Origin of the sequence: uncultured Intestinimonas sp. (genome assembly GCF_944387725.1) — a bacterium.
Classification (GTDB): domain Bacteria; phylum Bacillota; class Clostridia; order Oscillospirales; family Oscillospiraceae; genus Intestinimonas.
This window is the reverse complement of the sequence record NZ_CALXGA010000001.1, coordinates 45,083-69,496: the sequence shown is the minus strand read 5'-3', so window position 1 is coordinate 69,496 and position 24,414 is coordinate 45,083. Positions and strand designations below refer to the sequence as shown.

Genomic DNA, 24,414 nt, shown 5'->3' with positions numbered 1-24,414 from the left:
TTCGTCCCCAACCGTTCCGGCGTGTTCCTCCGAATACACCGGCGCCGCACCACCCGGCGCACAGAGTCCTCGCTCTGGACGCCGTGGGTGCGGCTGTGTGTTTGCGTTTTCTATATGATATTATAGCATATTCTCCACCCGTTTGGGGAGACAAATTTTTGTCAGAAGATTTTTTTATTCCGAGATGGCGTTGCCTGTGTAGAGCTGGTAATACCGGCCCTTCTTCTCGATGAGCTCGTCGTGGGTGCCCCGCTCGATGATGCGGCCCTGGTCCATGACCATGATGCAGTCGGAGTTGCGGACGGTGGAGAGCCGGTGGGCGATAACGAAGGTGGTCCGCCCGGTCATCAGGGCGTCCATGCCGTCCTGGACCAGCTTCTCGGTGCGGGTGTCGATGGAGGAGGTGGCCTCGTCCAGGATCAGCACCGGGGGGTCGGCCACGGCGGCCCGGGCGATGGCCAGAAGCTGGCGCTGGCCCTGGGAGAGGTTGGCCCCGTCCCCGGTGAGCATGGTGTCATACCCGTCGGGCAGGCGGCGGATGAAGCCGTCGGCGTTGGCCAGCTCGGCGGCGGCCATGCACTCCTCGTCGGTGGCCTCCAGGCTGCCGTAGCGGATGTTCTCCATGACGGTGCCGGTGAAGAGGTGGGTGTCCTGGAGGACGATGCCCAGGCTCCGGCGCAGATCGGGCTTTTTGATCTTGTTGATGTTGATGCCGTCGTAGCGGATTTTGCCGTCGGCGATGTCGTAGAAGCGGTTGATGAGGTTGGTGATGGTGGTCTTGCCGGCGCCGGTGGCCCCCACGAAGGCGATCTTCTGGCCCGGCTTGGCCCACAGGCTGATGTCGTGGAGGACCAGCTTCCCCGGGTCATAGCCGAAGTCCACGTCCTCGAAGACCACGCTGCCCTGGAGCTTGGTATAGGTGACGGTGCCGTCGGCCTTGTGGGGGTGCTTCCAGGCCCAGACGTTGGTGCGCTCGGAGGCCTCGTGCATCTGGCCCTCGGCGTCCTCCTTGGCGTTGACCAGCTCCACATAGCCCTCGTCGGTCTCGGGGGTCTGATCCATCAGGTCGAAGACCCGCTGGGCGCCGGCGGCGGCGGTGACCACAAAGTTGATCTGCATACTCACCTGGGCGATGGGGTTGGTGAAGCCCTTGTGCAGGCCCACGAAGGTGATGACGGTGCCCAGGGTCACCCCGGCCAGGCCGTTGATGGACAGAACAGCCCCCACAATGGCCACCAGGGTGTAGCTCAGCCAGCCGATGTTCATGTTGATGGGCATGAGCAGATTGGCGTAGCGGTTGGCCATGTTGGCGCTCTGGCGCAGGGCCTCATTGACCTTGTGGAAATCGGCCTTGGCCTCCTCCTCGTGGCAGAAGACCTTGACCACCTTCTGGCCGTCCAGCATCTCCTCAATGAAGCCGTCCACTTCTCCCAGGTCCCGCTGCTGCTTGATAAAGTATTTGCCGGACAGCCGGGAGAAGTTCTTGGTGACGGTGAACATGGCTGCGGCGGCCAGCACCGACACCACGGTGAGGGCGGGGCTCAGGATGAGCATGGTGATCAGGGTGGCCACCATGGTAAAGCTGGAGTTGATCAGCTGGGGGATGCTCTGGCTCAGAAGCTGGCGCAGGGTGTCCACGTCGTTGGTGTAGACCGACATGATGTCGCCGTGGGCGTGGGTGTCGAAATACTTGATGGGCAGGGACTCCATCTTGTGGAACAGGTCGTCCCGCAGGTGGCGCAGGGTGCCCTGGCTCACGTTGACCATGATGCGGTTATAGCCAAAGGCAGCGATGACGCCCACGCCCATGAAACAGGCCAGCCGCTTGATGTCGCTGGCCAGGCCGCTGAAGTCCCGGGAGCCGCTGGAGAGCATGGGCTCGATATAATCGTCGATGAGCGTCTGGGGGAAGGTCGCTCCCACCACGGTACATACGGCGGACACCAGAATACATCCGATGACGATCACAAACAGGGGCCTATAGTAGTGGAGCATATATCCCAGAACCCGGCTCAGCACGGCCGGTCCAGAGTGTCTTCTCTCATTGGTATTCATAGCGTTCCCTCCTCTCACGCGGGCTGGTCGAAGTCGCCGCCGCCCTTGACCTGGGACTCATAGATCTCCTGATAGATGGCGTTGGTCTTCAACAGATTTTCGTGGGTGTCAAAGGCGTTGACCCGGCCGTTGTCCAGCACCAGGATGCGGTCGGCCCCCTCCACGCTGGACACCCGCTGAGCGATGATGATCTTGGTGGTGCCGGGGATTTTCTCGGCAAAGGCCTTGCGGATTTTGGCGTCGGTGGCGGTGTCCACGGCGGAGGTGGAGTCATCCAGAATCAGGACCTTGGGCTTTTTCAGCAGGGCCCGAGCGATGCACAGCCGCTGCTTCTGGCCGCCGGAGACGTTGTTGCCGCCCCGCTCGATGTGGGTGTGGCAGCCGTCGGGCATCCGGTCGATGAACTCGTCGGCGCAGGCGGCCCGGCACGCCTCCATGCACTCCTCTTCGGTGGCATCTGGATTGCCCCAGCGCAGGTTCTCCAGGATGCTGCCGGAGAACAGGGTGTTCTTCTGGAGCACCACGGACACCTGGTTCCGCAGGGCCTCCATATCATACTTCCGCACATCCAGGCCGCCCACACATACGCTGCCCCCGTCCACATCATACAGACGGCAGATCAGGTTCACCAGGCTGCTCTTTCCGCTGCCGGTGCCGCCGATGACGCCGATGGTCTCGCCGGCTTTGATGTGCAGGTCGATGTCGGTGAGGGCATTCTTGCCGCTGCCGTGCTTATAGGAGAAGCTCACATGGTTGAAGTCGATGGAGCCGTCGGCCACTTCCATGACGGGATGCTCCGGGTCGTGGAGGTCGGGGACCTCGTCCAGCACCTCCCGAATCCGGCGGATGCTGGCCATGGACATGGAGATCATGACCACCACCATGGAGAGCATCATCAGGCTCATGAGCAGCATCATGACGTAGCTGTAAAGGCTGGTCAGGTCGGCGGCGCCCAGGGTGCCGTCCACCACGATGAAGTGGGCGCCCAGCCAGGACACCATGATGATGCAGAAGTAGACGGCGACCATCATGGACGGCCCGTTGAAGGCCAGCAGGCCCTCGGCCTTAACGGACAGATCATACAGGTTTTTGGACGCCTTGGCAAATTTTTTGTCCTCATAGTCCTCCCGGACAAAGGCCTTTACCACCCGGATGGCGGACACGTTCTCCTGGACGTCGGCGTTGAGGTCGTCGTACTTGCGGAAGACCTGGCTGAAAATGCGCAGGGCAATCACCATGATGGCGCCAATCACAATCACCAGGAACGCCAGGGCGATGAGGAAGGTGAGGCTCAGCTCCACGTTGATGTACATGCACATGGCAAAGCTGAAAACCAGGGTCAGCGGGGAGCGCACCGCAATGCGGATGACTATCATAAAGGCCTGCTGCACGTTGGTGATGTCGGTGGTCATCCGGGTCACCAGGCCGGGGACGCTGAACTTGTCGATGTTGGAAAAGGAAAAGGTCTGAATCTGGGCGTAGATGGCCTCCCGCAGGTTGGCCGACAGGCCGGCGGAGGCGCTGGCGGCGAATTTGCCGGCGGTTGCGCCGAAAATCAGGCTCAACAGGGACATGACCACCAGAACGGCCCCGTAGCGGTACACGGAGGGCAGGTGCCCGGCCTCCAGGCCCTCCGCCAGCAGCCTGGCGGTGATAAAGGGCAGCAGGATCTCCATGACGACCTCCAGCGCCGTTAGGCCGACGCACAGGAGGGCGTCCTTTTTGTAGACCCCGATCTGCTGCAGCACACGTTTCACGTTTGGGTTACCTCCTTGTTGTCTTGTTGGATCAATGCGGAGAGATTCCGCAGCATTTTCTTTTGCAGCCGGTCCAGCGTGGCCAGATCCTCCTGGGAAAAGCCGCTGTAGAGCCAGTCCTGGGAGCGGCACATCAGATGGTCCAGAGCCTCCTGGAGCGCCTCCCCCTTTCCGGTCCCGAACAGGATCTTTTTCCGGTCGTCCTGGGCGCAGGGCTCCACCCGGACGTAGCCCTTCTCCCGCAGGCGCTTGACCATGCCGGACAGGGCCGCCATGGAGTAGCCAAACTTCTGGTGGATGTCGGTGAGAGAGGTGCCCGCCTCTGAGTGGGCCAGAATGTAGAGCAGCATATGGGCCTGGGGCGCCGTCAGCCCCCTCCGGGCCATGGCCCGGTTGGCCAGCTGCTCGAGCTGAATGCTGATCTGCCGGTTTTCCTGGATCATCACGCTCCGGTCTACGTCCACGCCAGTCGCACCTCCTTTCCGAATTATTTAGGCCCGAATCATTCGGACGTTTACTTTTTATATAGCACAAAGCCCCTTGCATGTGAAATTCAAATCTGTTATTATCTATAAAAGATTTTTATTAAATTTCTATATTACACAAAGGGACGGCGGTTTCAAAGGAGGGCTTTTGGTTGAATACCACACAACTGGAATGCTTTGTGGCGGTGGCGAATTTTCTCAACTTTTCCCGGGCGGCGGAGCAGCTCCGGCTGACCCAGCCGGCGGTGACCCACCAAATCCGCGCCCTGGAGGACGAGCTGGGGACCAAGCTCTTCCGCCGGACCACCAAGGAGGTATCCCTGACGCCGGCGGGGCTCCAGTTCCTCCACGACGCCCGGAACATCCTGCTCATCTCCCAGCGGGCCAAGAAGCGGCTGGAGCAGCCCTCCGCCCAGGACATTGTGGAGTTCCCCGTCGGCTGCCACAGCTTCGCCCTGCTCTGGTCCTTCACCGATGTCCTGGGGCGGCTGGCGGAGTCCGCCCCCGGTCTCCACCCCCAGCTCCGGGTGGTCCCCTTTCCCCACCTCTTCCGGCTGCTGGAGGACGAGGAGGTGGAGGCGGTGGTGGGCTACCACTTCCAGAACGGCCGGCAGACCGCCATCCGCTATCAGGAGGTGGCCCGGGTCCCCCTGGTCTGCGTCTGCGCCCGGAAGCGCCCCCTGGCCGCCCGGCCCTCCCTCCGGCCGGAGGACCTGGAGGGGGAGCGGCTGATTCTCCACGACCCCAGCAAGTGCCCGCCGGGTCTGGCCCGCTTCCAGGGGGAGCTGGCCCAGGACCGGACTCCTGCGGAGCTCTACTTCTGCGGCAACATCGACGAGGCCCTCTGCCTGGCCCAGGCGGGGCTGGGGGTGACCCTCTCCCCCGCCCTGCTGCCCCCGCCCGGGGAGGCGCTGGCCTACCTCCCCATGGAGGGACTTTCCCCGGTCTCCTTTGGGGTCTTCCACCGGGCCAGGCGGCTCAGCCCCCACGGCAAGACCTTCCTGCGCCTGATGCAGGCGGCCTTTTCCGCCGGGGCGGAAGCCCGCGCACTCCCTTTTCAAGAGCCGTAATGACAGCGCAAAATCCGCCGGTTTCGCCAATCGGCCTTGTGAAAAACCGGCCGCTACAGTATAATATAGATAGAGTAGACGTGTTTTGCCGATATGGAAGGCATTTCAGTGGTCGGGAAGATTCAGTCTGTTCAGCATTTAGTTTGGATTAACTGGAATACAGAGACATTTGTAAATTGGCCCGGGCAGCGCGCTCCGTAGGTCATTCAATGTGTATACGATTACCAAGGCCAGACTTAATACAGTCAAAAGCGCCTTGTCTTGGTTCAAGCCGTCTTCCGCTTTTCAACGGCCCATTATTTATGTGGATCCGCGCAATCCGTCCCGTGCTTATGTGGATATGGATACAATCAAGTGGGAGCTTTCATCTCTTTCAGTATGACAAAGAGCCGTGCGCATTCGGTTGACAGCCCCCTGGCCCCGTGATATAATTGCCCACCTTCCCACGGCTGGAAAAGGGGCCCTGGTACGCGCTGCGGGGCCTCCCGCCGTCCTTCCGTCCCTCGCAGTACACGCCGCGCCCCCACGCCCACAGAATCAAAAGGAGGTTGTCCCCTTGCCATACCGCTCCCCCCTGTCTCCGCCCCCCGCCGCCCTCCGCTTCTCAGAGGAGGCGGCAGGATGATCCGCGTCAGCGGCCTCTCCCTCCCCCTGGAGGGGGACCTCTCCGACCTGCGGCGGAAGGCCGCCCAGGTCCTGGGCATCTCCGCCGGGGCCATCCAGGACCTCTCCCTGGCCCGGCAGTCCATCGATGCCCGTCGGAAGAGCGATGTCCACTACGTCTGCACCGTGGACCTCACTGTGGACGGGGAGGCCGGGCTGGTCCGCCGGGCAAAAAACCGGAACGTCGCCCTCTACCGGCCCCAGCCCTACCGGTTCCCCCCGGTGGGCCCTGCCCCCGCCCTGCCCCCGGTGGTGGTGGGCCTGGGGCCGGCGGGGCTCTTCGCCGCCCTCTTCCTGGCCCGGGCGGGCCTCCCCCCCATTGTGCTGGAGCGGGGCCGGGACGTGGACGCCCGGACTGCCGACGTGGAGCGGTTCTGGGCCACGGGCGAGCTGTGCCCCGCCTCCAACGTCCAGTTTGGAGAGGGAGGCGCCGGCGCCTTCTCCGACGGCAAGCTCACCACCGGCACCCACGACCCCCGGCTCTCGGCGGTGCTGGACGTGCTGGTGGAGCACGGTGCGCCGGAGGATATCCGTTCTTCCCACAAGCCTCACATCGGTACTGACCTGCTCCGCAGCGTGGTGAAGTCCATCCGTATGGAGCTTCTGGCCCGGGGCTGTGAGGTGCGCTTTGCCCACCGGCTCGCCGGCCTTCAGGTCCGGGAGGGCCGGGTCCGCGCCCTGGCGGTAGAGGGACCGGAGGGTCCCTATGATCTCCCCTGCGAGGCGCTGCTCCTGGCCCCCGGCCACTCCGCCCGGGACACCTTTGCCATGCTCCACAGCCTGGGGGCGCCCCTGGAGCAGAAGTCCTTTGCCATTGGGGTCCGCGTCGAGCACCTCCAGGCCGCCCTGTCAGAGGCCCAGTACGGCCCCGCCTGGCGGAAGCTCCCCCCGTCGGACTACAAGCTCGCCTGTCATCTGCCGGACGGGCGCTCGGTCTTCTCCTTCTGCGTCTGCCCCGGCGGGCAGGTGGTAGCCGCCGCCTCGGACGCCGGCCAGGTGGTCACCAACGGCATGAGCCTCCGGGCCCGGGACGGGGAGAACATCAACGGCGGCCTGCTGGTGGGCGTGGGGCCGGAGGACTTCCCCGGGACAGACCCCCTGGCGGGGGTCCGCTTCCAGGAGCACTGGGAGCGGGGCGCCTGGGCGCTGGGCGCCGCCGCCGGAGCCTCCTGCGCCCCGGCCCAGACCGCCGGGGACTTCCTGGCGGGGCGGCCCTCCCGGGGGCCGGGGGCCATCCGGCCCACCTACCGGCCCGGGGTAGCCTGGACCGCCCTGGACGCCTGCCTGCCCCCCTATGTGGCCGGGAGCCTCCGGGAGGCCCTCCCCCTGCTGGACCGGAAGGTCCGGGGCTTCGCCTGTCCCGACGCCGTCCTCACCGGCGTGGAGACCCGGTCCTCCTCCCCGGTGCGCATCCTCCGGGATGAGACGGGTCAGTCGGCCCTCCGGGGCCTCTTCCCCTGCGGAGAGGGGGCGGGCTACGCCGGAGGCATTATGTCAGCCGCCGCCGACGGTATCCGTACGGCGGAGCGGGCGGCTCTGGCACTCTCCTCTCCCACGGTATAGCGCTCTCTTTGGATTTCCGGGCTTGCGGCTTTGTTCCACACACATTATAATAAGAAAAACGCCGAAGGGAGGGCTCCGCCATGCTGGACCTGGCGCAGATCGGCCAGTACCGGGAGAACGACCGCCTGGAGGCCAAGCTGGCCACCGGGGGCCTGCCCCACAGTATTTGGGAGACCTATTCCGCCTTCGCCAACAGCAGCGGGGGCCTGATCCTCCTGGGGGTGGAGGAGCTGCCGGACCACTCCCTCCGGGTCCAGGGCCTGCTGGACCCCTGCGGGCTGGTGGAGGAGTTCTGGGCCATGGTCAACGACCCGGCGGTGGTCAGCGCCAACCTCCTCCGGCCCGAGGATGTGTGGGTGGACCACACCGGCGGCGGCAGCGTGGTAGTCATCCGGGTCCCCCCGGCGGAGCGGGACCAGCGCCCGGTCTATGTGGGGGGCGACCGCTTCCGGGGCTCCTACCGCCGCAGCGGCGAGGGGGACTACCGCTGTACCAGGGCCGAGGTCTGGTCCATGCTGGAGGCCGGACAGCACTGAGAAAGGAATTTGCCCGTATGGAACTGCTCATCCGTACCTACCGCTCCTCCGACGCCCCGGCTCTGGCCCGGCTGTTCTACGAGACGGTCCACAGCGTCAACCTTCGGGACTACACCCTGGAGCAGGCCGACGCCTGGGCCCCCCGGCAGATCGACCTGACGGCCTGGGACCGCTCCCTGGCCCGGCACTTCACGGTGGTGGCCCTGGAGGACGGCCGTACCATTGGCTTTGGGGACATGGCCCCGGACGGGTACCTGGACCGGCTCTATGTCCACCGGGATTTCCAGCGCCGGGGGGCCGCCAGCGCCATCTGCACCGCCCTGGAGGCCTTTGTAGCCGCGCCGGTGTTCACCGTCCGCGCCTCCCTTACCGCCCGGCCCTTTTTCCTGGCCAGGGGCTACCGGGTGGTGGAGAAGCTTCAGGTGGAGCGCCGGGGGGTGCTGCTTGCCAGCCTTTTGATGGAAAAGCAGAGCTGACGGGAAGAGGCGCACAAAGCGCACCGAAGGGCTTTGCGCGGCGCCGCCTTAATTTTTTCATTTTCCTATTGACAGTGCGGGAAAATATCCCTATTATGAGTGTGTAAACAATCCTGTCTAAGGAGTCGAGTGAGATATGATTTTTGAGAAGCTGTGCAAACTGATTTCCGAGCAGTTCGGTGTGGAGCCCGACACCATCACCATGGAGACCACCTTCACCGACGATCTGGGCGCGGACTCTCTGGACATTGTGGAGCTCTCCATGGCGCTGGAGGAGGAGTTTGGCGTGTCCGAGATGAGCGAGGAGGAGATCGGCGCCATCTCCACTGTGGGCGATTTGGTGAACTACCTGCAAAACAAGCTGGATGCCTAGGGCTTGTTTGAAAATTGGCGATGCGTCCAGCAGCGAGGGATTTTGGGCCTCTGGCAAGCAATTTTGACCCAGGAATCCTGGCGGATTTCAAGGAAAAATTGCGCCGTCCAGGGGGCAAAAGACCCGCTGATTGGGCATGTTGACATGTTTCAAACAAGCCCTAGGTTCAAATATGCCCTGAGAAAAGGCCCCGCCGCAGCGGGGCTTCTCTTTTGCGTGACGAGAGGGAGCAGGAAAAAATGGAAAAACTTGAGGAAAGATTAGGCTACACCTTTCAGGATCGCCGTCTTCTGGAAAACGCCCTGACCCACAGCTCCTATGCCAATGAGAACAAGGCCAAGGGGGAGAGCAGCAACGAGCGGCTGGAGTTTTTGGGGGACTCGGTGCTGGGAATGGTTGTGGCCGACCACCTGTACCGGACCCACCCAGACATGCCGGAGGGGGAGCTGACCCGGACCCGGGCGGCCCTGGTGTGCGAGGAGAGCCTGGTGGAGGTGGCCGGACAGCTGGAGCTGGGGCAGTACCTGAAGCTGGGCCGGGGGGAGGACGCCGGGGGAGGACGCCAGCGGCCCTCCATTCAGGCCGACGCTGTGGAGGCGGTCATCGCCGCAGTCTACCTGGACGGCGGCATTGGCTCGGCCCGGAAGCTCATTACCCGCTTCATCCTGACCAACAACCGGCGGGAGCAGGAGGGTGTCATCCGGGACTTCAAGACGGCCCTTCAGGAGCTGGTCCAGCGGGAGAGCGGCCAGGTCCTGACCTATCATCTGCTGGGGGAGAGCGGCCCGGACCACGCCAAGGTCTTCACCGTCTCGGTGGAGCTCAACGGCCAGCCCCTGGGCCGGGGCGAAGGCCGCAGCAAAAAAGAGGCGGAGCAAAACGCGGCCAGGGCTGCGGTGGAGCGATTGACGGCGCAGGGCTGAGCTCCCCCGTTGTGGACTGGGCGCAAAGGGCATGTCGGCTGAAAATTTTACAAAGCGGGGCTTGCGCGTGGAACCGGCCTGTGATAGAATACGGACGAGGAGATGATTGTATGGATTACTTTGGAATCGCCTCTGTCAGCACGGCCTACAGCCAGGTTCAGGTCCAGCAGTCCGTGTCCCTTTCTGTCATAAAGAAGGGCATGGACGCCCAGGAGGCCCAAGCCGCCGCCCTGCTGGAGATGCTTCCGCCGCCCAGCGAATCCCTCATTGACGTCTACGCCTGAACCGCCGCCCCTTTGCCAGTATTCCATCAGACAGCGAGCAGCGAAATGACGGCGGCTGTTCGGTAGAAGCGGGGGCAAGCGGCACATGGACAAAAATCCATGTGCCGCTTATTTTTTGCCCATTTCAAGCACAATGGGATGATTCCTATTTTCTGGCAGTGAACTGCGGCGGGACTTGAGGTGTTCCGCCTCTAGGGCTTGCTTGAAAAATGTCAACATGCCCAACCAGCGGGTCTTTTGCCCCCTGGACGGCGCAATTTTTCCTTGCAATCCGCCAGGATTCCTGGGTCAAAATTGCTTGCCAGCCGCCCAAAATCCCTCGCTGCTGGACACATCGCCAATTTTTCAAACAAGCCCTAGTACTCCACCAAGTCAGAAACTTGCATTTGCTTTCCGGTGGAATTTCCGCATAACTTCGTTATCGTCCTTGGTAGGTGTCAGCCCACCGGCGTCCTCTGCCTTGTTCCGCGCAAATTCCGCTCGAAATCCAATCTGTAATTTCTAACTTGGCGGAGTGCCAGACTTGGCATTTACCGTTGACTACAGATTTTAAGTGCGCACAGCATGACAGGGGCGGTGTGATTGACTGGCTTTGCAGAGGCTGATGATGCAAGGGCCATCATCAAATTAAAATTGCGGCAGCAGTTCGATGGAAACTTGTAACTGGCCATTTGCGGCCCTTATTTTTTCGTTTCCATGGCCGATACAAAAGATAAGGGAATTTTTACAGGACAAGGAGGGAACCAGACGATGGGAATCCAGATCCTATCCACGCTGAACCAGTACATCAAGACGCTGAGTATGCAGACGCAGTGGGATCTCAAGCGGGAAAACGGGGACCGCACCGGCCGCGGAAAGACCCTGGAGGAGTGACTGAGCGACGCCTCTGGAGCCAGCCGGAAGGAGGAGCAGGACCGCCGCAGGGGGGACAGCAAGCTCCAGACCATTCAGATGAAGGTCTGCAACGGGCGGGCTTTGACCCAGAAGGAGAAGGACTACCTGAAGGAGCACGACCCGGAGACCTATGAAAAAGCCCGGTCCCTGGAGCGGCAGAAGAATGCCTACGAGTCGGCCCTGAAGCGGTGCCGGACCAAGGAGGAGGTCCAGCGGCTGAAGCTGGCCCATCTGGGGGCATCGCTGCCCGTGGTCAACACGGTGAAGCACAATCCCAACATCAGCAAGGCCAAAAAGCTGGAGATTCTGATGACGGAAAACGGGAAGGTGGCCAACATCGAAAAGGCCACCCGGGAATTTGTGCGGCGGGGGGAGTACGAGCGTCTCCCGGACGAGCAGGAATCCCTGACGGAAGGGGCGCCCGGACTGAATCGGCCGCTGGAGCTGCTTTTACGGCCCGATCTGGCACGGGCCCGCCCAGGAGCGCCCGGAGCAGACCCAAGGAGCGCAGCGCCCGGAGGCGTCCGCAAACCCATGGAGGGGGGCGGCAGAGCCGGAGGCGGAGGCGCGGGAGACCCGCCGGCCGTCCAGAACCCGCAGAAGATTGGAGACCAAGGCCTGACAACGCAGGGCAGCCGGGCTGCGGAAGGGGTTCCGCAGCCCGGCTGCCCTTGTCCATCTCGTCGCCGGCTCAGCGGTCCTCCAGCAGGAAGTCCCCGATGCGCTCCATGGCCTGGGCTGCCCGCTTGAGGGGAAACATCTGAAACACATGCCACATTTCGGGCCAGACCTCCAGGCGGCAGGGGACACCGGCCTGGACCAGCCGGTCCCGGAGGCCCTCCGAGTCGGAGAGCAGGATTTCGTTGGCGCCGGCCTGAATCAGGATCGGGGGAAAGGACTGAAAGTCCCCGAAGAGGGGGGAGAGGAGGGGGGCGCGCCAGTCCTGCCCCGGCGCGTAGGCGGCGCGGACGGCCTGGATGTAGTCCATGGTGAGCATGGGGTCGTCCTCCCGGTGCTCCAGGTAGGACTTGCCGCTGGCCGTCAGGTCGGTCCAGGGGGAGAGGAGGACCAGCCGGCCGGGCAGGCGGCGGTTCTCCTCCCGGAGGCGCATGGTGAGCACCAGGGCCAGATTGCCGCCGGCGGAGTCTCCGGCCACCACCACGTCCCGGGCCCCGCAGCCCAGGTGCATCAGGTAGTCCCAGGCCCGCTGGGCGTCCTCCAGGGGGGCGGGAAAGGGGTGCTCCGGGGCCAGGCGGTACTCGAAGGCCAGAACCTCATAGCCGGTGGCGTTGGCCAGCTTGGCGCCCAGGATGCGGGCGTAGCCCAGGTTGCCGCTGGTGTAGCCACCCCCGTGGCAGTACAAGATGACGTGCCGCTTGTCGTGGCCCCGCTCCGGCCGGACCCAGGCGGCGGGCATTCCGTCGATCTGGAAGGGCTCCCAGCTCATACCCAGCATGGGGGCAGCCAGCCGGCCCAGCAGTTCCTGGCCCTTGCGCTGGCGCTCAAGGTCGGCGGGCTCCATCGAGTCCGGCGAGGCGGCGGAGTGAATGGCCTTCAAAGCGCCCATCATGGCGTGAATACGCTTGCGCTCCGCCTCCTGGCGGTCCACCGGGAGACGGAAGAGGCGCTTTTTTTGTTTGTTCGGTTTTTGTTCCATAAAGATTCCTCCATACAGGGGGGATGGCGCTCCGCCGCTACACGGTCGGGCTGGCGCAGGCCTGGCGTTTCCGCCGGCGGACCTTCCGCCGGCGGCGGCTGGAGCCCTTACAGACGTGGATGCGGCCGCTCAGGGCGGCCCGATAGGCCTCCAGCAGGTCCGGCGTCAGGGGCGGCACCGCCACCCGGCCCCGCCAGGCCCCGTCCTCCATGGGCGTCAGGGTCATCCGGCAGAGAAAGCGGCCGTGGGCGGGACAGGAAAAGACCGCCAGGTACTGCCGTCGGGAGGCGCGCTGCCACTGCTGGACCCAGGCCCGCTGGCCACACAGGGGGCAGGCCGGCCGGCGGGCGGGCCGGGCGTCCAGGACCGCCTCCGGGGAGGGGAGGGGCCCCACCCGGAACCGGGGCTGGGCGGGGAAGGGCTCCTCCGAGAACCGGGGCAGCTTTTTCCGGGAGTCCGCCGGATCCGGCACATAGCGCAGGGACTCCTCGCTCAGCCACTCGGAGACGGCGGCGGTGTAGACGGCGTCGTTCAGGGCGTTGTGGAAGGTGAAGGTGTCCGGGATACCGCAGTAGGCCGCCGCCCGCCACAGGGCCACCTGCTGCCCCTGGGCCCCCACCAGATAGCCGAAGGCCCGCTGGAGGTCATAGGTCTGGTGGAGCAGGGGGACCGGGAGACCCCAGTAGTCGCAGTTTTGCTGGAGGACCCGGAAGTCGTCGCCGCCCCAGGCCGCAAACTCCGTCTCTCCGCCGCACCAGTCCAGGAAAGCGGACAGGGCAGTTGCGAAGTCCAGCTCGGATGTCCTGGAGCACTCCAGTTCCGGCAGCACTTTGGCGCCCGGGCCGAAGCGCTTGTGGACCTGGGGCCGGATATAGGCGTTGAAGGTGTCCAAAATGGGGCCGCCCAGCTGTGAAACCCGGACCGCCCCGATTTGAAGAATCTCGTCCAGCGGCTTGTTGTCATAGCCGCGGTTCCACTCGAAATCAATCAGCAGCATCGCATTCCAGTCTTTCTGAGGTAGTTTTTCCGGGGGTACGGGGCCCTATGGGGCGGGGAAGAAGCGCTCCAGGCAGGCCCGGACGGCGTGGTGGGCATTGGAGCAGACCACCGCGCCGGCCACAGCCTTGAGCTCGGGGGCTGCGTTGGCCACGGCCACGCCGGTGCCGGAGCGCTCCAGCAGCTCCCGGTCGTTGGGGGCGTCGCCGATGGCCACCACCTCCGCCGGGTCGATGCCCTCCCGCTCCAGGAGGTAGGCCAGGGCCGTCCCCTTGGAGACGCCCAGGGGCAGAATCTCCAAATAGGTGTCCTCGGAGAAGACCGTCCGGCCCAGGCCGGAGAGCCGGGGGTCCAGCCAGCGGCGGACCTCCTCCAGATAGGCGTGGTCCTCAGTCATCAGGACCTTGTTCCAGGGCTGTGGGGATGCCTCCACCGTGCAGAGGGGCGCCGGACGCCGCTCCTTCTCCACAAGGCCCTCCACCAGCGGAGTCACCCGGAAGGAGAAAAAGCTGTCCAGCCCGTGGTAGGCCACGGCCCCCATCTCCGGGAACCGCTCCAGGACCCCGGCCACCAGGGGCCGGATCTCCAGGGGCAGAACCCAGCTTCGCAGAACCTTGTCCCCGTCCGCCAGGTCCACCACCTGTCCCCCGTTGCCGGTGATGGCCGGGAGGTTGATGCAGGGCAGCAGCTCCGGGAAGACCCGGATGGCCGCCGGAGCCCGCCCGGTAGCCACGGTGAAGAGGCCGCCCCGGCCCACAAAGGTCCGGATGGCCTCCAGATTCTCCCGGCTGAGGCGGGCGTCCTCGTCCAGCAGGGTGTGGTCCATGTCGGAAACCAGCAGACGGTTTTTCACAGGCGGGCCCCTCCTGTCTCGCCCCGCTGGGCGGCCCGGCGGGCCAGCTTGATCCCGGAGAGCAGAATGGCGAAGACGAACCAGAAGATGACCATAACCCGGGGGTAGATCCACAGGTAGTCGGCCATGCAGTCCAGCAGCACCCCCGCTACCCCGGCGGCGGCCCCGATGGTGACGAGGCGCACCTCCCGGGGGCATCGGAGCTTGCAGGCCTTGGCCCCCGCCTTCAGGGTGGAGATCATGGCAGCCAGATAGGATAGGATGCCGATGAGCCCCGTCTCCAGCCAGATCTGGAGGTAGAGGTTGTGGGCATGGACAAAGGGGGCGGCGCCGTGGTATAGGTTCTTGTGGTCCAGGGCCAGCTGCACCGCGTCAATGCCCAGGCCGGCCCCCCGCACCGGCCGCTCCCAGAGCAGGGCCAGGGCCGCCTGGTAGAGGGGGAAGCGGCTGGAGGTGGAGGTGTCCTCCAGGTTGAAGATGGTGAGGATGCGGTTGAAGATGGTGTCCGGCAGCACCGGCAGGGAGCAGATCCCCAGCAGCAGCAGGCCGGGGATGAGCTTCCGGTTCCAGAGGAAGACAAAGACCACCAGGGCGAACACCAGACCAATATAGCTGGCCCGGGAGTAGGTTATGGCCAGGGCCACGGTCCCCACGCCGGCGGCGCAGAGGGCCCCCAGCCTCCCCCACAGGGAGCGGCTGCCCAGCGCCAGGGCCAGCCCCAGGGGGATGAGCATCACCAGCACCTCGGCAAAGGAGTTGGGGTTCTCATAGACCGAGAAGACCCGGCCGGGCATTCCCTCGTTCAGGGACATATCCACATAGGAGTAGTTGATCTCCACCCCCTGGATGCGCTGAACCACCCCGTAGGCCGAGGTGCAGAACATGGCGAAGGATGCAAAGCCCGCCAGGCGCACCAGGTCCCCGGTGCGCTCCACAGCGCTCACTGTGACCAGCACGCAGAGCATACAGGTGATGTGGAAGAAGACGAACCGCTGGGAGAGAATGGAGGAGTAGGAGACAATCCAGCTCAAAACCACCGCCCCGGCGAAGATCACCGGGTAGGGCCCCACGCTCCCCAGGTCCAGCCGGAGGGCGCGGTTCCGCATCCCCCCGGCCAGGAAGAGAAGAAACATCAGGGCAAAGCCCAGGAGGGAGTAGCGGTTGTCCCAGTTCTCGTAGGGGATGACCATGATGACCAGCATGAGCCAACCAATGGCCGAGGGGGTCTGTTCCCCCATGCCGAAGGCCAGCTGGGCGAAAAAGCTGTGGTCAAAGAGGGGCTTTCCCTTCCGGTAAATCCAGTGGAGGAGGGCGGCGGGCAGGTTGATCAGGGTCTCCCCCAGCCGGCAGAAGAAGCCGTTCCGCCAGGCCCGGGGGAAGATGCCGTCCCGGACCAGGAGGCTCATGAGGGCGCTGCCGTGGAACCAGCGGCTCCATAAGCCGGAGATGCCCCGCAGCAGGACCCGCAGGGCGCTGCCCTCATACCAGCCGCAGAGGAGCCGCCACAGGGGCAGCAGGAGCCTGCCCAGCAGGCTGTTCTCCAAAATTTCCATGTAAAGGGTCCTCCTCTAAGGGCGGTTTTTGAGGGTGTAGAGCAGGGAGAGCAGGCCAAACCAGCGGCGCCGCACCAGGCCGGCCACCAGCTGCTTGTTCCGCCCCAGGCCCCGGGGCCGGAGCGTGCGGATGGCGCCGGCCATTTCCTTTTCCAGGGTAAAGGCCCGGACCCGCCGGACCTTTTCCCCGCAGGTTGCTGGGTTGCCGGGGGCAAACTCATTGCCGATGGCGATGAGGAGCCCCGCCCAGCAGGTACTCTGCCGCCACTGGGGGTCGTCCCCGTCCAGGCCGTACTGGACCGCCAGGGCCTCCTTGGCCTGGTAGAATTTGCGGAAGGTGTCCATGTAATCCGGCAGGTAGTTCCGGGTCACCGACGCCGGGTTCTGGAGATAGAAGTAGAGGGGCGTGTCCACCATAGCCAGCTTTTCCGCCAGGCAGAAATACTCCAGCAGAAAGAGCTCGTCCTCCAGGTAGGCCCCGGAGAAGCGCAGGCCGTGGCGGACGATGAGGTTCCGGGAGAAGAGAAAGCGCCAGATGAAGCCGTTGAGGACCTCCCCGGGCTTCCCCAGCCGCCGACCCAGGAGGCGGTCCACCACGCCCCTGCGGATCTCCTCCCGGCCATAGACCCCGGCGGGGAGGGCCCCCGGTTCGGCCCACTTGCGGCCGTCAGGGGTGATGTTCCAGTGGGCGCAGCCGGCGGAGTCGGCCCCCGCCCCCTCCAGGGCCTCCAGAAGGGTCTGGCAGGCCTCCGGGGCAATCCAGTCGTCGGCGTCGATGAAGAGGAGATAGTCTCCCGCGGCCTCGGCCATGCCCAGGTTCCGGGCGGAGCTCACGCCCCCGTTGGACTTGTGGAAGACCCGGACCCGGCTGTCCCGGGCGGCATAGCCGTCGCAGAGCTTCCCGCTGCCGTCCGGGGAGCCGTCGTCGATGAGCAGGAGCTCCCAGTCCGGACAGGTCTGGGCCTGGACCGACGCCACGCAGGTCTCCAGCACAGCCTCGGCCTTGTAAACAGGAACAATCACGGAGAGTTTTGGCATAAGCGGTCTCCTTGCAGGCGGTATCCCTGCCTTAAATATCTATCCATATGGGACCATGTCCCGGGGACCGGCCGCAGCGCGGCGGTCCAGCGGACCTTATTATACCGTTCTTTGACAGAGATTGCAACAGGGAGCGCCGAAGAAACCCCCGGGCGGGAGGCTGCGTCCCGTCCGGGGGTGCGGAGATTCTCACTCGAACTGGCTGTAGTAGAGGGCGGCGTAGGCGCCGTTTTGGGCCAGGAGGGTCTTGTGGTCCCCCTGCTCCAGGATGTTGCCGTGGTCCATAAACAGGATCAGGTCGGCGTCCCGGATGGTGGAGAGCCGGTGGGCGATGACAAAGCTAGTGCGGCCGTGCATCAGGGCTGTCATGGCCCTGCCGATCTCCCGCTCGGTGCGGGTGTCCACGCTGGAGGTGGCCTCGTCCAGGATCAGGATGGGCGGGTCACACAGGAAGACCCGGGCGATGGTCAACAGCTGCCGCTGCCCGGCGGAGAGGTTGGCGGCCTCGTTGTCCAGCGGGGTGTCATAGCCCTGGGGCATGGCGCGGATGAAGGCGTCCGCCTTGGCGGCCTTGGCGGCGGCGGAGATCTCCTCCCGGGCGGCGCCGGGCCGGCCATAGGCGATGTTCTCCGCTACGGTGCCGCCGAAGAGCCAGGTGTCCTGGAGGACCATGCCGAAATTCTGACGCAGGCCGGCGCGTGTCATCCCGGCGGTGGACACCCCGTCCAGGGTGATCCGGCCGCCGTCCACCTCATAAAAGCGCATGAGCAGATTGATGAGGGTGGTCTTGCCCGCGCCGGTGGCCCCCACCACCGCCACCTTCTGGCCGGGGCGGACAGTGAAGCTGATGTCCCGCATCAGGGGGCGGTCCGGGTCATAGCCGAAGCTGACGTGCTCGAAGGCAATGGCGCCCCTGGCGTGGGCCAGGGCGGCGGGCCGGGCGGGGTCGGGGCGCTCCTCCTCCTGGTCCAGCAGGTCGTAGATCCGCCGGGCGGAGGCCAGAGCGGCCTGGAGGGCGTTGATCATATAGGATGCCTCGGTGAGGGGCTCGGCGGTCTGGTTGACATACTGGAAGAATGCTTGTACCACCCCCACCGTCATGGTCCCCCGGAGCATGGCCCAGCCGGAGAGGACGGCGATGACCACCTGGGCCATGCGGTTGAGGAGGCGGATGAGGGGGTTGACGCAGTTGAGCAGGAAGTCCGCCCGCTGGTTGGCGGCCTGGTTGGCCTCGGCGGCCCGGACCACCCTGCGGAGGCTCTCCGTCTCACGGTTGTAGGCCCGGATGACGTCCCGGCCGTGGTAGTACTCCTCCACCACGGCGGTGAGGTCCCCCAGGGTCTCCTGCCGCTGGGCGGCCCGGCGCAGGTTCTTCCCGGCCACCACCCGGGTGATGGCCATGTTGACGGACATGAACGCCAGGAAAATGCCGGTGAGGGCCGGACTGTAGCGGAGCATGACCCACAGGGAGCCGAGGATGGTGCCGATGGCCACCACCAGCTTCAGCAGGCCGGTCTGGAGGGTTTCGGAAATTTTATCCAGGTCGCTGGTGACCCGGCTGAGGACCTCGCCGGCCTTGCTCTGGTCGAAGAACCGCAGAGGGAGCCGGTTGAGCTTCCGGGCCACCTGGCTGCGCAGGGAGAGCACCAGACCCTCGGCCACACTGGCCATGAGATAGGACTGGAGGTAGTAAAACAGCCAGGTCAGCAGGTATTGGGCGGTGAGCTGGATAAGCTCCCGGCCCAGGGCGCCGCCGAGGGAGAAGGGGTCACCCTCCCGCCAGGCGTCCTGGACGCGCTGCCACAGGTGGTCCACCACCACGGCACTGAACATGGGATTCCAGATGTTAAAGGTCACATAGAGGACAATGGACGCCGCCACCACGATAAGGCGGGGCCACTGGCCGCAGAGCTCGCCGAAGAGCCGCGCGGCGGTGCTCCGCCTGGGCCGGATGGGGGTCTCGGGCGCCTGGCGCATTAGGCCTCCACCTCCTTGGTCTGGGATTCGTAGATTTCCTGATAGACCTTACAGGTCTCCAGCAGCTCCTCGTGGGTGCCGATGCCCGCCATGCGCCCCTCATGGAGGACGATGATCTGGTGGGCGTGGCGGATGGAGCTCACCCGCTGGGCCACGATCAGCACGGCCGCGTCCCGGGTCTCGGCGGCCAGGGCGCGCCGCAGGGCGGCGTCGGTCTTGAAGTCCAGGGCGGAGAAGCTGTCGTCAAAAATGTAAAGGGCCGGCTGCTTCACCAGGGCCCGGGCGATGGAGAGCCGCTGCTTCTGGCCCCCGGAGAAGTTGGCGCCCCCCTGGGCCACGAAGGCGTTCAGACCGTCGGGCAGGGAGCGGATGAAGTCTCCGGCCTGGGCCACGTCGGCGGCGTGCATCAGCTCGGCGTCGGTGGCCTCGGGCCGGCCATAGCGCAGGTTCTCGGCGATGGTGCCTGAGAAGAGCCAGGCCCGCTGCTGGACATAGGCCAGGTGGTCCCGCAGGTATGCCTGGGTCATCCGGCGAACGTCGGCGCCCTCCAGCTCGATGGCGCCCCCGGAGACGTCGTGGAAGCGGAGGATCAGGGCGGCCACGGTGGACTTTCCGCTGCCAGTGCCGCCGATGACGGCGGTGGTCTCCCCCCGGCGGCAGACGAAGCTCAAGTGGCTCAGGGCGTCCTCCCCGGCGTCCTGGAAGCGGAAGGACACGTCCCGGAAGGCCAGGACCTCCCGGGTCCCGGGGCTGGCCGGGGGATTCTCCGCTGCCAGGTCCACGATTTCCGGGCGGTGGTCCAGCACCTCCTGAATGCGCTGGCAGCACTCCAGGGCCCGGGGCAGGGTGAGAATGACCATCTGGGCCATCATCAGGAAGAACAGGACCAGGATGGAGTATTCGATGACGGCAGTGAGGTCGCCGATCTGGAAGGCCCCCGCGCTGACCCGTCCCCCGCTGAGCCAGTAGACCGCCACAATGAAAAAGTTGATGCAGAAGAAGGAAAGACCGTCCAGATTGGCAAAGAGCCGGTTGGCCTTGATGGCAGTGGAGGCGTAGTCGCGAAAAGCCCCGGTGAGCCGGGCCTCCTCCCGGTCCTCGCTGCGAAAGGCCCGGACCACCCGGACGCCGGTGAGGTTTTCCAGCAGAATGGCGCTCATACGGTCCAGCAGCTTCTGAAGCCGCCGGAACAGGGGGGCGGCGCTGCGCATAATGCCCCAGGCCAGCAGCAGCACGGCGGCCACCACGCACAGCAAAACCCCGCCCATCACAGGGTCCAGCCGGAAGGTCAGGGCCAGGGCCAGCAGGCAGATGATGGGCACGGGGATCACCATTTGCAGGGTGCTGGTGAGGGCAAACTGGAGGGTGGTGACGTCCGAGATGGTCCGGGTGGTGATGGAGGCGGTGCCGAACTGCCGGAAGTCGTAGACCGACAGCTTCAGGGACTTGGCGTAGAGGGCCTCCCGGATGTCCCGGCCCACCCGGGCGGAGAGGGAGGCGCAGGCGTAGCCCCCCAGAATGGCGCACAGACCCGCCGCCAGGGAGACGGCGGCCATCCGCACTCCGGTGTGCCAAATGGCCTCCAAGGAGGCCCCGGAGGTGCCCTGGTTGAGCATCTGGGCTACCATGGTGGGGACAAACAGCCCGCCCGCCACATCCGCGACCAGCAGTACAACAGTCAGGGTGCATAATTTCCAATGGGGCTTGAGAAACCGCAGGATTAGATTCATGGTCCGCTCTTCCTCCTTTAAAAGCACAGAAAATGCGCCCGGGCCTCTCTCGCGACCGAGCGCACTCGACATCTTCTCCGACCCATGTGATTGCGATCACAGGTCCTCCGATGAACCGGCATTGGATTGTTCCAGGGCTCCCAGCAGGGCGGCGGTAAACTGCCGGGTCAGGCCGACCAGGGTCCCCCGGTCCGCCTCCGAAAGGGACAGCCAGGCCGCCGCTTCCGCCGCCTCCGCCCGGGCCAGGGGGCCCGCCAGCAGGCGCTCCCCCGCCTCGGTGAGGCTGGCCCGCTTGCTCCGCTGGTCCCGCTCCAGGGGCTCCAGCCGCACGAGGCCCTTGCCCACCAGTAGCTTGAAGGCCGAGTTCAGGGTCTGGCGGTTGAGGCTGAGCCGCTGGCTGATCTCCCGCTGGGTCTCCACCCCATCGCGGATGAGCATCAGGGACCAGTACTCCGGCTCGGAGAGGCCGCAGGACTTGGCCAGCAGGGCGTAGGCGGCGTCCAGCTCCTTATAGGCGTCCCAGAAGGCATGCAGGTCGGGGAACGCCGGGTGGGGATCGTTGGGCATGTGGGTCAGCTCCCTTCCATAGTCCGATATCATATTTTATGAAATCAGACTGATGGGAAGGGTACCACAGAATTCTGCCCTTGTCAAGGGCAGAATTCCAAAAAAGCGGCGGGCCGGACCCTCCGCCGGGAAGCTGCAAAACAGGCCCGCCTAAAATTTTGTGTAAGGGCCGTATACGGTGCAAAAAGAGCTGCCCAAAGTGACTATCCGAAGTTTACTATGCCTATTATAAGACGGACGTGCCGCTTCCCTGTCCGGCGGGCGCTATTCCAGCGCCGCGTCGCAGTAGGCACAGCAGTTCACCCTCCCGTTCTGCTTCACCAGAGGGGGCAGGTATCCCTCCGACTGGGTGACGCACCGGGGATTCCGGCAGACCGGCCGGACGCCGATCTCCACAGCGCCGGGGTCCATCCGGGGCTGGTTGGCCAGGTCGGTGAGCAGGGCCATCCGGGCGAACATCCCATAGCGGGCCTGGGCGAAGTAGACCGCCCGGGGGTCGTCGTCCACGTCCAGGGCGATCTCGTCCACCCGGGGCAGGGGGTGCATCACCAGCAGGTCCTTCTTGGCCCGGTCCAGCTTCCGACGGGTCAGGACATAGACCCCCTTGTTCCGCTCATACTCCAGGGGGTCCACAAAGCGCTCCCGCTGAATGCGGGTCATGTAGAGCACGTCCAACTGGGGGATCACCGACTCCAGGCCGGTGACCTCGGTGAACCGCATTCCGTTTTCCCGCAGAAAGACCCGGATGTACTCCGGGACGGCCAACTCCCGGGGGGAGATGAGGAAAAACTGGATGCCGGTGAACTTGGCCAGAGCCTTGATGAGAGAGTGGACGGTGCGGCCGTTCTTCAGGTCCCCGCACAGCCCCACCGAGAGGCCGTCCACACTGCCCCGCAGCCGGGTGATGGTGGTGAGGTCGGCAGTGGTCTGGGTGGGGTGCATATGCCCGCCGTCCCCAGCGTTGATGACCGGTACATCGGAGTAGAGGGAGGCCGCCTTGGCGGCCCCCTCCAGGGGATTGCGCATGACTACCACATCGGCGTAACCGGAGACCATCTTAATGGTGTCCTTGAGGGTCTCCCCCTTGGCCACCGAGGAGGACTGGGGATCGGCAAAGCCGAAGACCGAGCCGCCCACCCGGAGCATGGCGGTCTGGAAGGAAAAATTGGTGCGGGTGGAGGGCTCGTAAAACAGGCTGGCCATGACCTTGCCCCGGCAGGCGTCCAAAAAATCAGCGGGGTGGTCCATAATCTCGCTGCAACGCTGGTACAGCGCGTCCCACTCCGCCCGGCTCAGGTCCCCAAAATCAATCAGATGCCGCATATGCTGGCTCCCCTTCAGAATTTTCTCCATTTTATCACATCCCAGGGGATTCCACAAGGGTGGAGTTCCCCCTTTTTCCCGGCGTTTTTCCAGAAAATGTCCGAATGCTTTGGCTTTTCTCTGCCCATGATAAGGCACAGAAGCCAATCGGGGGGAGAAAACCGCCATGAGGGAATGGTTCTGGTATGCCGTGTTCTACAGCTTTTTGGGCTTTCTGCTGGAGGTGGCCTACGCCCGGGCCGCCCGGCTGGACAAGCGGGACCGGAAGTGCTTCTACTTCCTGCCCTTGTGTCCGGTCTACGGGCTGGGAGCCCTGCTGATCCTGGCCCTCGCGCCGCTGCTGGCGGGACGGCCGGTGCTTCTGGCCCTCTGGTCCGCCGCCGCCGCCACCGGGGCGGAGTACGCCATGAGCCTCTTCTACGAAAAACTCCTCCGGGTCTCCTTCTGGGACTACTCCGGGCTGCCCTGGAACCTGGGCGGACGGGTCTGCCTCCCCTTCTCCCTGTGCTGGTGCGGCCTGGGGCTGCTGACCGTCTATGGCCTCCATCCTCTGGCCGCCGCCCTGGCGGCGGCCATCCCGGCCTGGTTGACCCTGCCGGCGGCCCTGCTGCTGGGGGCGGACGCCCTGTGGACGGCGGTGGTCCTTCACCGCACCGGCAGCACCGACGCCCTGCTGTGGTATGCCCGCCGGCCCCGACGGCAGGCTCGAGCGGTCCGTGGAGATAAAAAATCGGGAATTATTGGAATATAATTTTGTTTATTATATCTCCTTATTTCTATCTTGACATATTGCCGTGTGCGGTGCTACACTATAGACAGGTGATCCACATGAATGAACGCATGGAATATAATCCCTATGCCTTTGCCCGCCCGAAGGTCCGGCCCTGCGGGGAGAAGGCGCGGGACCCCTACGACGGCCTGCGGCCCTGGTCCGCCATCACCCACGGGATGGGGGCGGCCCTGGGGGTGTTGGGTACGGTGCTCCTCCTCTGGCGGGTGGCGGCGCTGAACCAGGGGGGCGCCGCCTTTGGGGCTTTCCTCCTCTACGGGCTGAGCATGATCGGCCTCTATACCGCCAGCACCCTCTACCACTGCCTCCGCACGGGGGTGAAGGGCCGCATTGCCCTGCGGAAATACGACCATATCTCCATCTATTTTCTCATCGCCGGGAGCTACACCCCCATCTGCGCCCTGATGCTTGTCCAGGACGGGGGCATCCCCATGCTGGCGGCGGTGTGGACCGTGGCGCTGGCCGGGACGGCCCTGGCGGTGGCTTGGATCAGCGCCCCCCGGTGGCTGACCTCCGCCATTTACCTCCTGATGGGCTGGATGGCCCTCTTCCTGCTCCCCGGCCTGTTGCGGAACATGCCGGTGGAAGGGATGCTTTGGCTGGTACTGGGGGGCGTGCTCTACACGGTGGGGGGCGTGCTCTACGCCGTCAAGTGGCCGGGACGGAACAATCCCCGCTTCGGCTGCCACGAGATTTTCCACGTCTTCATCCTCCTGGGCAGCGTGGCCCATTTCTTCCTGATGTACCGGGTGGTGGCCATTTCCTGACTGCCCGATCAACCGCTCCCATCGGCCCTGTTCACGGCCGGCGGGAGCGGTTTTCTGATGGCTGGAAGGGGGAGGGCGGAACTT

Annotated in this window: 23 protein-coding genes; 11 read left to right on the top strand and 12 right to left on the bottom strand. The window is 64.8% G+C overall.

Going from position 1 to position 24,414, the window contains the following annotated elements; translation table 11 throughout:
* Positions 1-174: 174 nt before the first annotated feature.
* Genes Q0K09_RS00290 through Q0K09_RS00280 form a run of 3 tightly spaced genes read right to left on the bottom strand, consistent with a single transcriptional unit; the run spans position 175 to position 4,276 of the window.
* Complete coding sequence (locus Q0K09_RS00290; protein WP_365931012.1) at positions 175-2,055, bottom strand: ABC transporter ATP-binding protein; 1,881 nt, start codon at positions 2,053-2,055, stop codon at positions 175-177.
* A 14-nt stretch (positions 2,056-2,069) separates the two neighbouring features.
* Complete coding sequence (locus Q0K09_RS00285; protein WP_294471372.1) at positions 2,070-3,812, bottom strand: ABC transporter ATP-binding protein; 1,743 nt, start codon at positions 3,810-3,812, stop codon at positions 2,070-2,072.
* Entirely contained in the window at positions 3,809-4,276 is a 468-nt protein-coding gene (locus Q0K09_RS00280; protein WP_294471369.1) for a MarR family transcriptional regulator, read from the bottom strand. Before Q0K09_RS00280 ends, Q0K09_RS00285 begins: the two co-directional genes overlap by 4 nt.
* A gap of 173 nt (positions 4,277-4,449) precedes the next feature.
* Here Q0K09_RS00280 and Q0K09_RS00275 point away from each other — a divergent pair, with 173 nt between their 5' ends.
* The 9 genes from Q0K09_RS00275 (at position 4,450) to Q0K09_RS00235 (ending at position 11,829) form a co-directional block, all read left to right on the top strand.
* A complete protein-coding gene (locus tag Q0K09_RS00275; protein WP_294471367.1) occupies positions 4,450-5,367 on the top strand; it encodes a LysR family transcriptional regulator in 918 nt (305 codons plus the stop codon).
* 621 nt (positions 5,368-5,988) lie between these two features.
* A complete protein-coding gene (locus Q0K09_RS00270; RefSeq protein WP_294471365.1) occupies positions 5,989-7,593 on the top strand; it encodes an FAD-dependent protein in 1,605 nt (534 codons plus the stop codon).
* Positions 7,594-7,673: 80 nt separating this feature from the next.
* Entirely contained in the window at positions 7,674-8,129 is a 456-nt protein-coding gene (locus Q0K09_RS00265; protein WP_294471363.1) for an ATP-binding protein, read from the top strand.
* Between the two features lie 23 nt (positions 8,130-8,152).
* A complete protein-coding gene (locus tag Q0K09_RS00260; protein ID WP_294471407.1) occupies positions 8,153-8,605 on the top strand; it encodes a GNAT family N-acetyltransferase in 453 nt (150 codons plus the stop codon).
* A 136-nt stretch (positions 8,606-8,741) separates the two neighbouring features.
* Positions 8,742-8,978 (top strand): acyl carrier protein, encoded by a 237-nt coding sequence (gene acpP, locus Q0K09_RS00255; RefSeq protein ID WP_294471360.1) that lies wholly within the window; start codon positions 8,742-8,744, stop codon positions 8,976-8,978.
* A 239-nt stretch (positions 8,979-9,217) separates the two neighbouring features.
* Entirely contained in the window at positions 9,218-9,901 is a 684-nt protein-coding gene (rnc, locus tag Q0K09_RS00250) for a ribonuclease III (protein WP_294471356.1), read from the top strand.
* 110 nt (positions 9,902-10,011) lie between these two features.
* A complete protein-coding gene (locus Q0K09_RS00245; RefSeq protein WP_294471350.1) occupies positions 10,012-10,185 on the top strand; it encodes a putative motility protein in 174 nt (57 codons plus the stop codon).
* Positions 10,186-10,935: 750 nt separating this feature from the next.
* The gene (locus Q0K09_RS00240; RefSeq protein WP_294471348.1) at positions 10,936-11,058 is read left to right on the top strand and encodes a hypothetical protein; all 123 of its coding nucleotides are present in this window, start codon (positions 10,936-10,938) and stop codon (positions 11,056-11,058) included.
* Positions 11,059-11,136: 78 nt separating this feature from the next.
* Positions 11,137-11,829: a hypothetical protein gene (locus tag Q0K09_RS00235; RefSeq protein ID WP_294471346.1), complete on the top strand. Its 693-nt coding sequence runs from the start codon at positions 11,137-11,139 to the stop codon at positions 11,827-11,829.
* Here the strand turns inward: Q0K09_RS00235 and Q0K09_RS00230 are convergent.
* The 9 genes from Q0K09_RS00230 to pyrB form a co-directional block, all read right to left on the bottom strand.
* Positions 11,771-12,736, bottom strand: a complete 966-nt coding sequence (locus tag Q0K09_RS00230) for an alpha/beta hydrolase (protein WP_294471343.1) — start codon at positions 12,734-12,736, stop codon at positions 11,771-11,773. The two genes, Q0K09_RS00235 and Q0K09_RS00230, sit on opposite strands and share 59 nt — an antisense overlap.
* Before the next feature lie 37 nt (positions 12,737-12,773).
* Positions 12,774-13,733 (bottom strand): 3'-5' exonuclease, encoded by a 960-nt coding sequence (locus Q0K09_RS00225; RefSeq protein ID WP_294471342.1) that lies wholly within the window; start codon positions 13,731-13,733, stop codon positions 12,774-12,776.
* 45 nt (positions 13,734-13,778) lie between these two features.
* On the bottom strand, positions 13,779-14,585 hold the full coding sequence (locus Q0K09_RS00220; protein WP_294471339.1) for an HAD family hydrolase: 807 nt from the start codon (positions 14,583-14,585) through the stop codon (positions 13,779-13,781).
* On the bottom strand, positions 14,582-16,138 hold the full coding sequence (locus tag Q0K09_RS00215; protein ID WP_294471335.1) for an O-antigen ligase family protein: 1,557 nt from the start codon (positions 16,136-16,138) through the stop codon (positions 14,582-14,584). The genes Q0K09_RS00220 and Q0K09_RS00215 overlap by 4 nt, the downstream gene beginning before the upstream one ends.
* Before the next feature lie 15 nt (positions 16,139-16,153).
* The gene (locus Q0K09_RS00210; protein ID WP_294471331.1) at positions 16,154-17,176 is read right to left on the bottom strand and encodes a glycosyltransferase; all 1,023 of its coding nucleotides are present in this window, start codon (positions 17,174-17,176) and stop codon (positions 16,154-16,156) included.
* A 189-nt stretch (positions 17,177-17,365) separates the two neighbouring features.
* Positions 17,366-19,153, bottom strand: a complete 1,788-nt coding sequence (locus Q0K09_RS00205; RefSeq protein WP_294471329.1) for an ABC transporter ATP-binding protein — start codon at positions 19,151-19,153, stop codon at positions 17,366-17,368.
* Positions 19,153-20,883: an ABC transporter ATP-binding protein gene (locus Q0K09_RS00200; protein ID WP_294471326.1), complete on the bottom strand. Its 1,731-nt coding sequence runs from the start codon at positions 20,881-20,883 to the stop codon at positions 19,153-19,155. Before Q0K09_RS00200 ends, Q0K09_RS00205 begins: the two co-directional genes overlap by 1 nt.
* A gap of 96 nt (positions 20,884-20,979) precedes the next feature.
* Positions 20,980-21,450: a MarR family transcriptional regulator gene (locus Q0K09_RS00195; RefSeq protein ID WP_294471323.1), complete on the bottom strand. Its 471-nt coding sequence runs from the start codon at positions 21,448-21,450 to the stop codon at positions 20,980-20,982.
* 264 nt (positions 21,451-21,714) lie between these two features.
* The gene (gene pyrB / locus Q0K09_RS00190; protein ID WP_294471320.1) at positions 21,715-22,803 is read right to left on the bottom strand and encodes an aspartate carbamoyltransferase; all 1,089 of its coding nucleotides are present in this window, start codon (positions 22,801-22,803) and stop codon (positions 21,715-21,717) included.
* A 136-nt stretch (positions 22,804-22,939) separates the two neighbouring features.
* On the opposite strand from pyrB, the gene Q0K09_RS00185 reads away from it, so the two are divergent.
* Positions 22,940-23,524 carry a putative ABC transporter permease gene (locus Q0K09_RS00185; RefSeq protein ID WP_294471317.1) on the top strand — a complete coding sequence of 195 codons (585 nt, stop codon included), beginning with the start codon at positions 22,940-22,942 and terminating at the stop codon, positions 23,522-23,524.
* Positions 23,525-23,601: 77 nt separating this feature from the next.
* Positions 23,602-24,330, top strand: coding sequence for a hemolysin III family protein (locus tag Q0K09_RS00180; RefSeq protein WP_294471314.1), 729 nt, complete (start codon positions 23,602-23,604; stop codon positions 24,328-24,330).
* Positions 24,331-24,414 lie beyond the last annotated feature (84 nt).

Coding starts and splice junctions, on each gene's coding strand:
- Q0K09_RS00290 (WP_365931012.1), bottom strand. CDS start 2,055: ATGAATACCAATGAGAGAAGACACTCTGGACCGGCCGTGCTGAGCCGG.
- Q0K09_RS00270 (WP_294471365.1), top strand. CDS start 5,989: ATGATCCGCGTCAGCGGCCTCTCCCTCCCCCTGGAGGGGGACCTCTCC.
- Q0K09_RS00265 (WP_294471363.1), top strand. CDS start 7,674: ATGCTGGACCTGGCGCAGATCGGCCAGTACCGGGAGAACGACCGCCTG.
- acpP (WP_294471360.1), top strand. CDS start 8,742: ATGATTTTTGAGAAGCTGTGCAAACTGATTTCCGAGCAGTTCGGTGTG.
- rnc (WP_294471356.1), top strand. CDS start 9,218: ATGGAAAAACTTGAGGAAAGATTAGGCTACACCTTTCAGGATCGCCGT.
- Q0K09_RS00245 (WP_294471350.1), top strand. CDS start 10,012: ATGGATTACTTTGGAATCGCCTCTGTCAGCACGGCCTACAGCCAGGTT.
- Q0K09_RS00240 (WP_294471348.1), top strand. CDS start 10,936: ATGGGAATCCAGATCCTATCCACGCTGAACCAGTACATCAAGACGCTG.
- Q0K09_RS00235 (WP_294471346.1), top strand. CDS start 11,137: ATGAAGGTCTGCAACGGGCGGGCTTTGACCCAGAAGGAGAAGGACTAC.
- Q0K09_RS00230 (WP_294471343.1), bottom strand. CDS start 12,736: ATGGAACAAAAACCGAACAAACAAAAAAAGCGCCTCTTCCGTCTCCCG.
- Q0K09_RS00225 (WP_294471342.1), bottom strand. CDS start 13,733: ATGCTGCTGATTGATTTCGAGTGGAACCGCGGCTATGACAACAAGCCG.
- Q0K09_RS00215 (WP_294471335.1), bottom strand. CDS start 16,138: ATGGAAATTTTGGAGAACAGCCTGCTGGGCAGGCTCCTGCTGCCCCTG.
- Q0K09_RS00210 (WP_294471331.1), bottom strand. CDS start 17,176: ATGCCAAAACTCTCCGTGATTGTTCCTGTTTACAAGGCCGAGGCTGTG.
- Q0K09_RS00205 (WP_294471329.1), bottom strand. CDS start 19,153: ATGCGCCAGGCGCCCGAGACCCCCATCCGGCCCAGGCGGAGCACCGCC.
- Q0K09_RS00200 (WP_294471326.1), bottom strand. CDS start 20,883: ATGAATCTAATCCTGCGGTTTCTCAAGCCCCATTGGAAATTATGCACC.
- Q0K09_RS00195 (WP_294471323.1), bottom strand. CDS start 21,450: ATGCCCAACGATCCCCACCCGGCGTTCCCCGACCTGCATGCCTTCTGG.
- pyrB (WP_294471320.1), bottom strand. CDS start 22,803: ATGGAGAAAATTCTGAAGGGGAGCCAGCATATGCGGCATCTGATTGAT.
- Q0K09_RS00185 (WP_294471317.1), top strand. CDS start 22,940: ATGAGGGAATGGTTCTGGTATGCCGTGTTCTACAGCTTTTTGGGCTTT.
- Q0K09_RS00180 (WP_294471314.1), top strand. CDS start 23,602: ATGAATGAACGCATGGAATATAATCCCTATGCCTTTGCCCGCCCGAAG.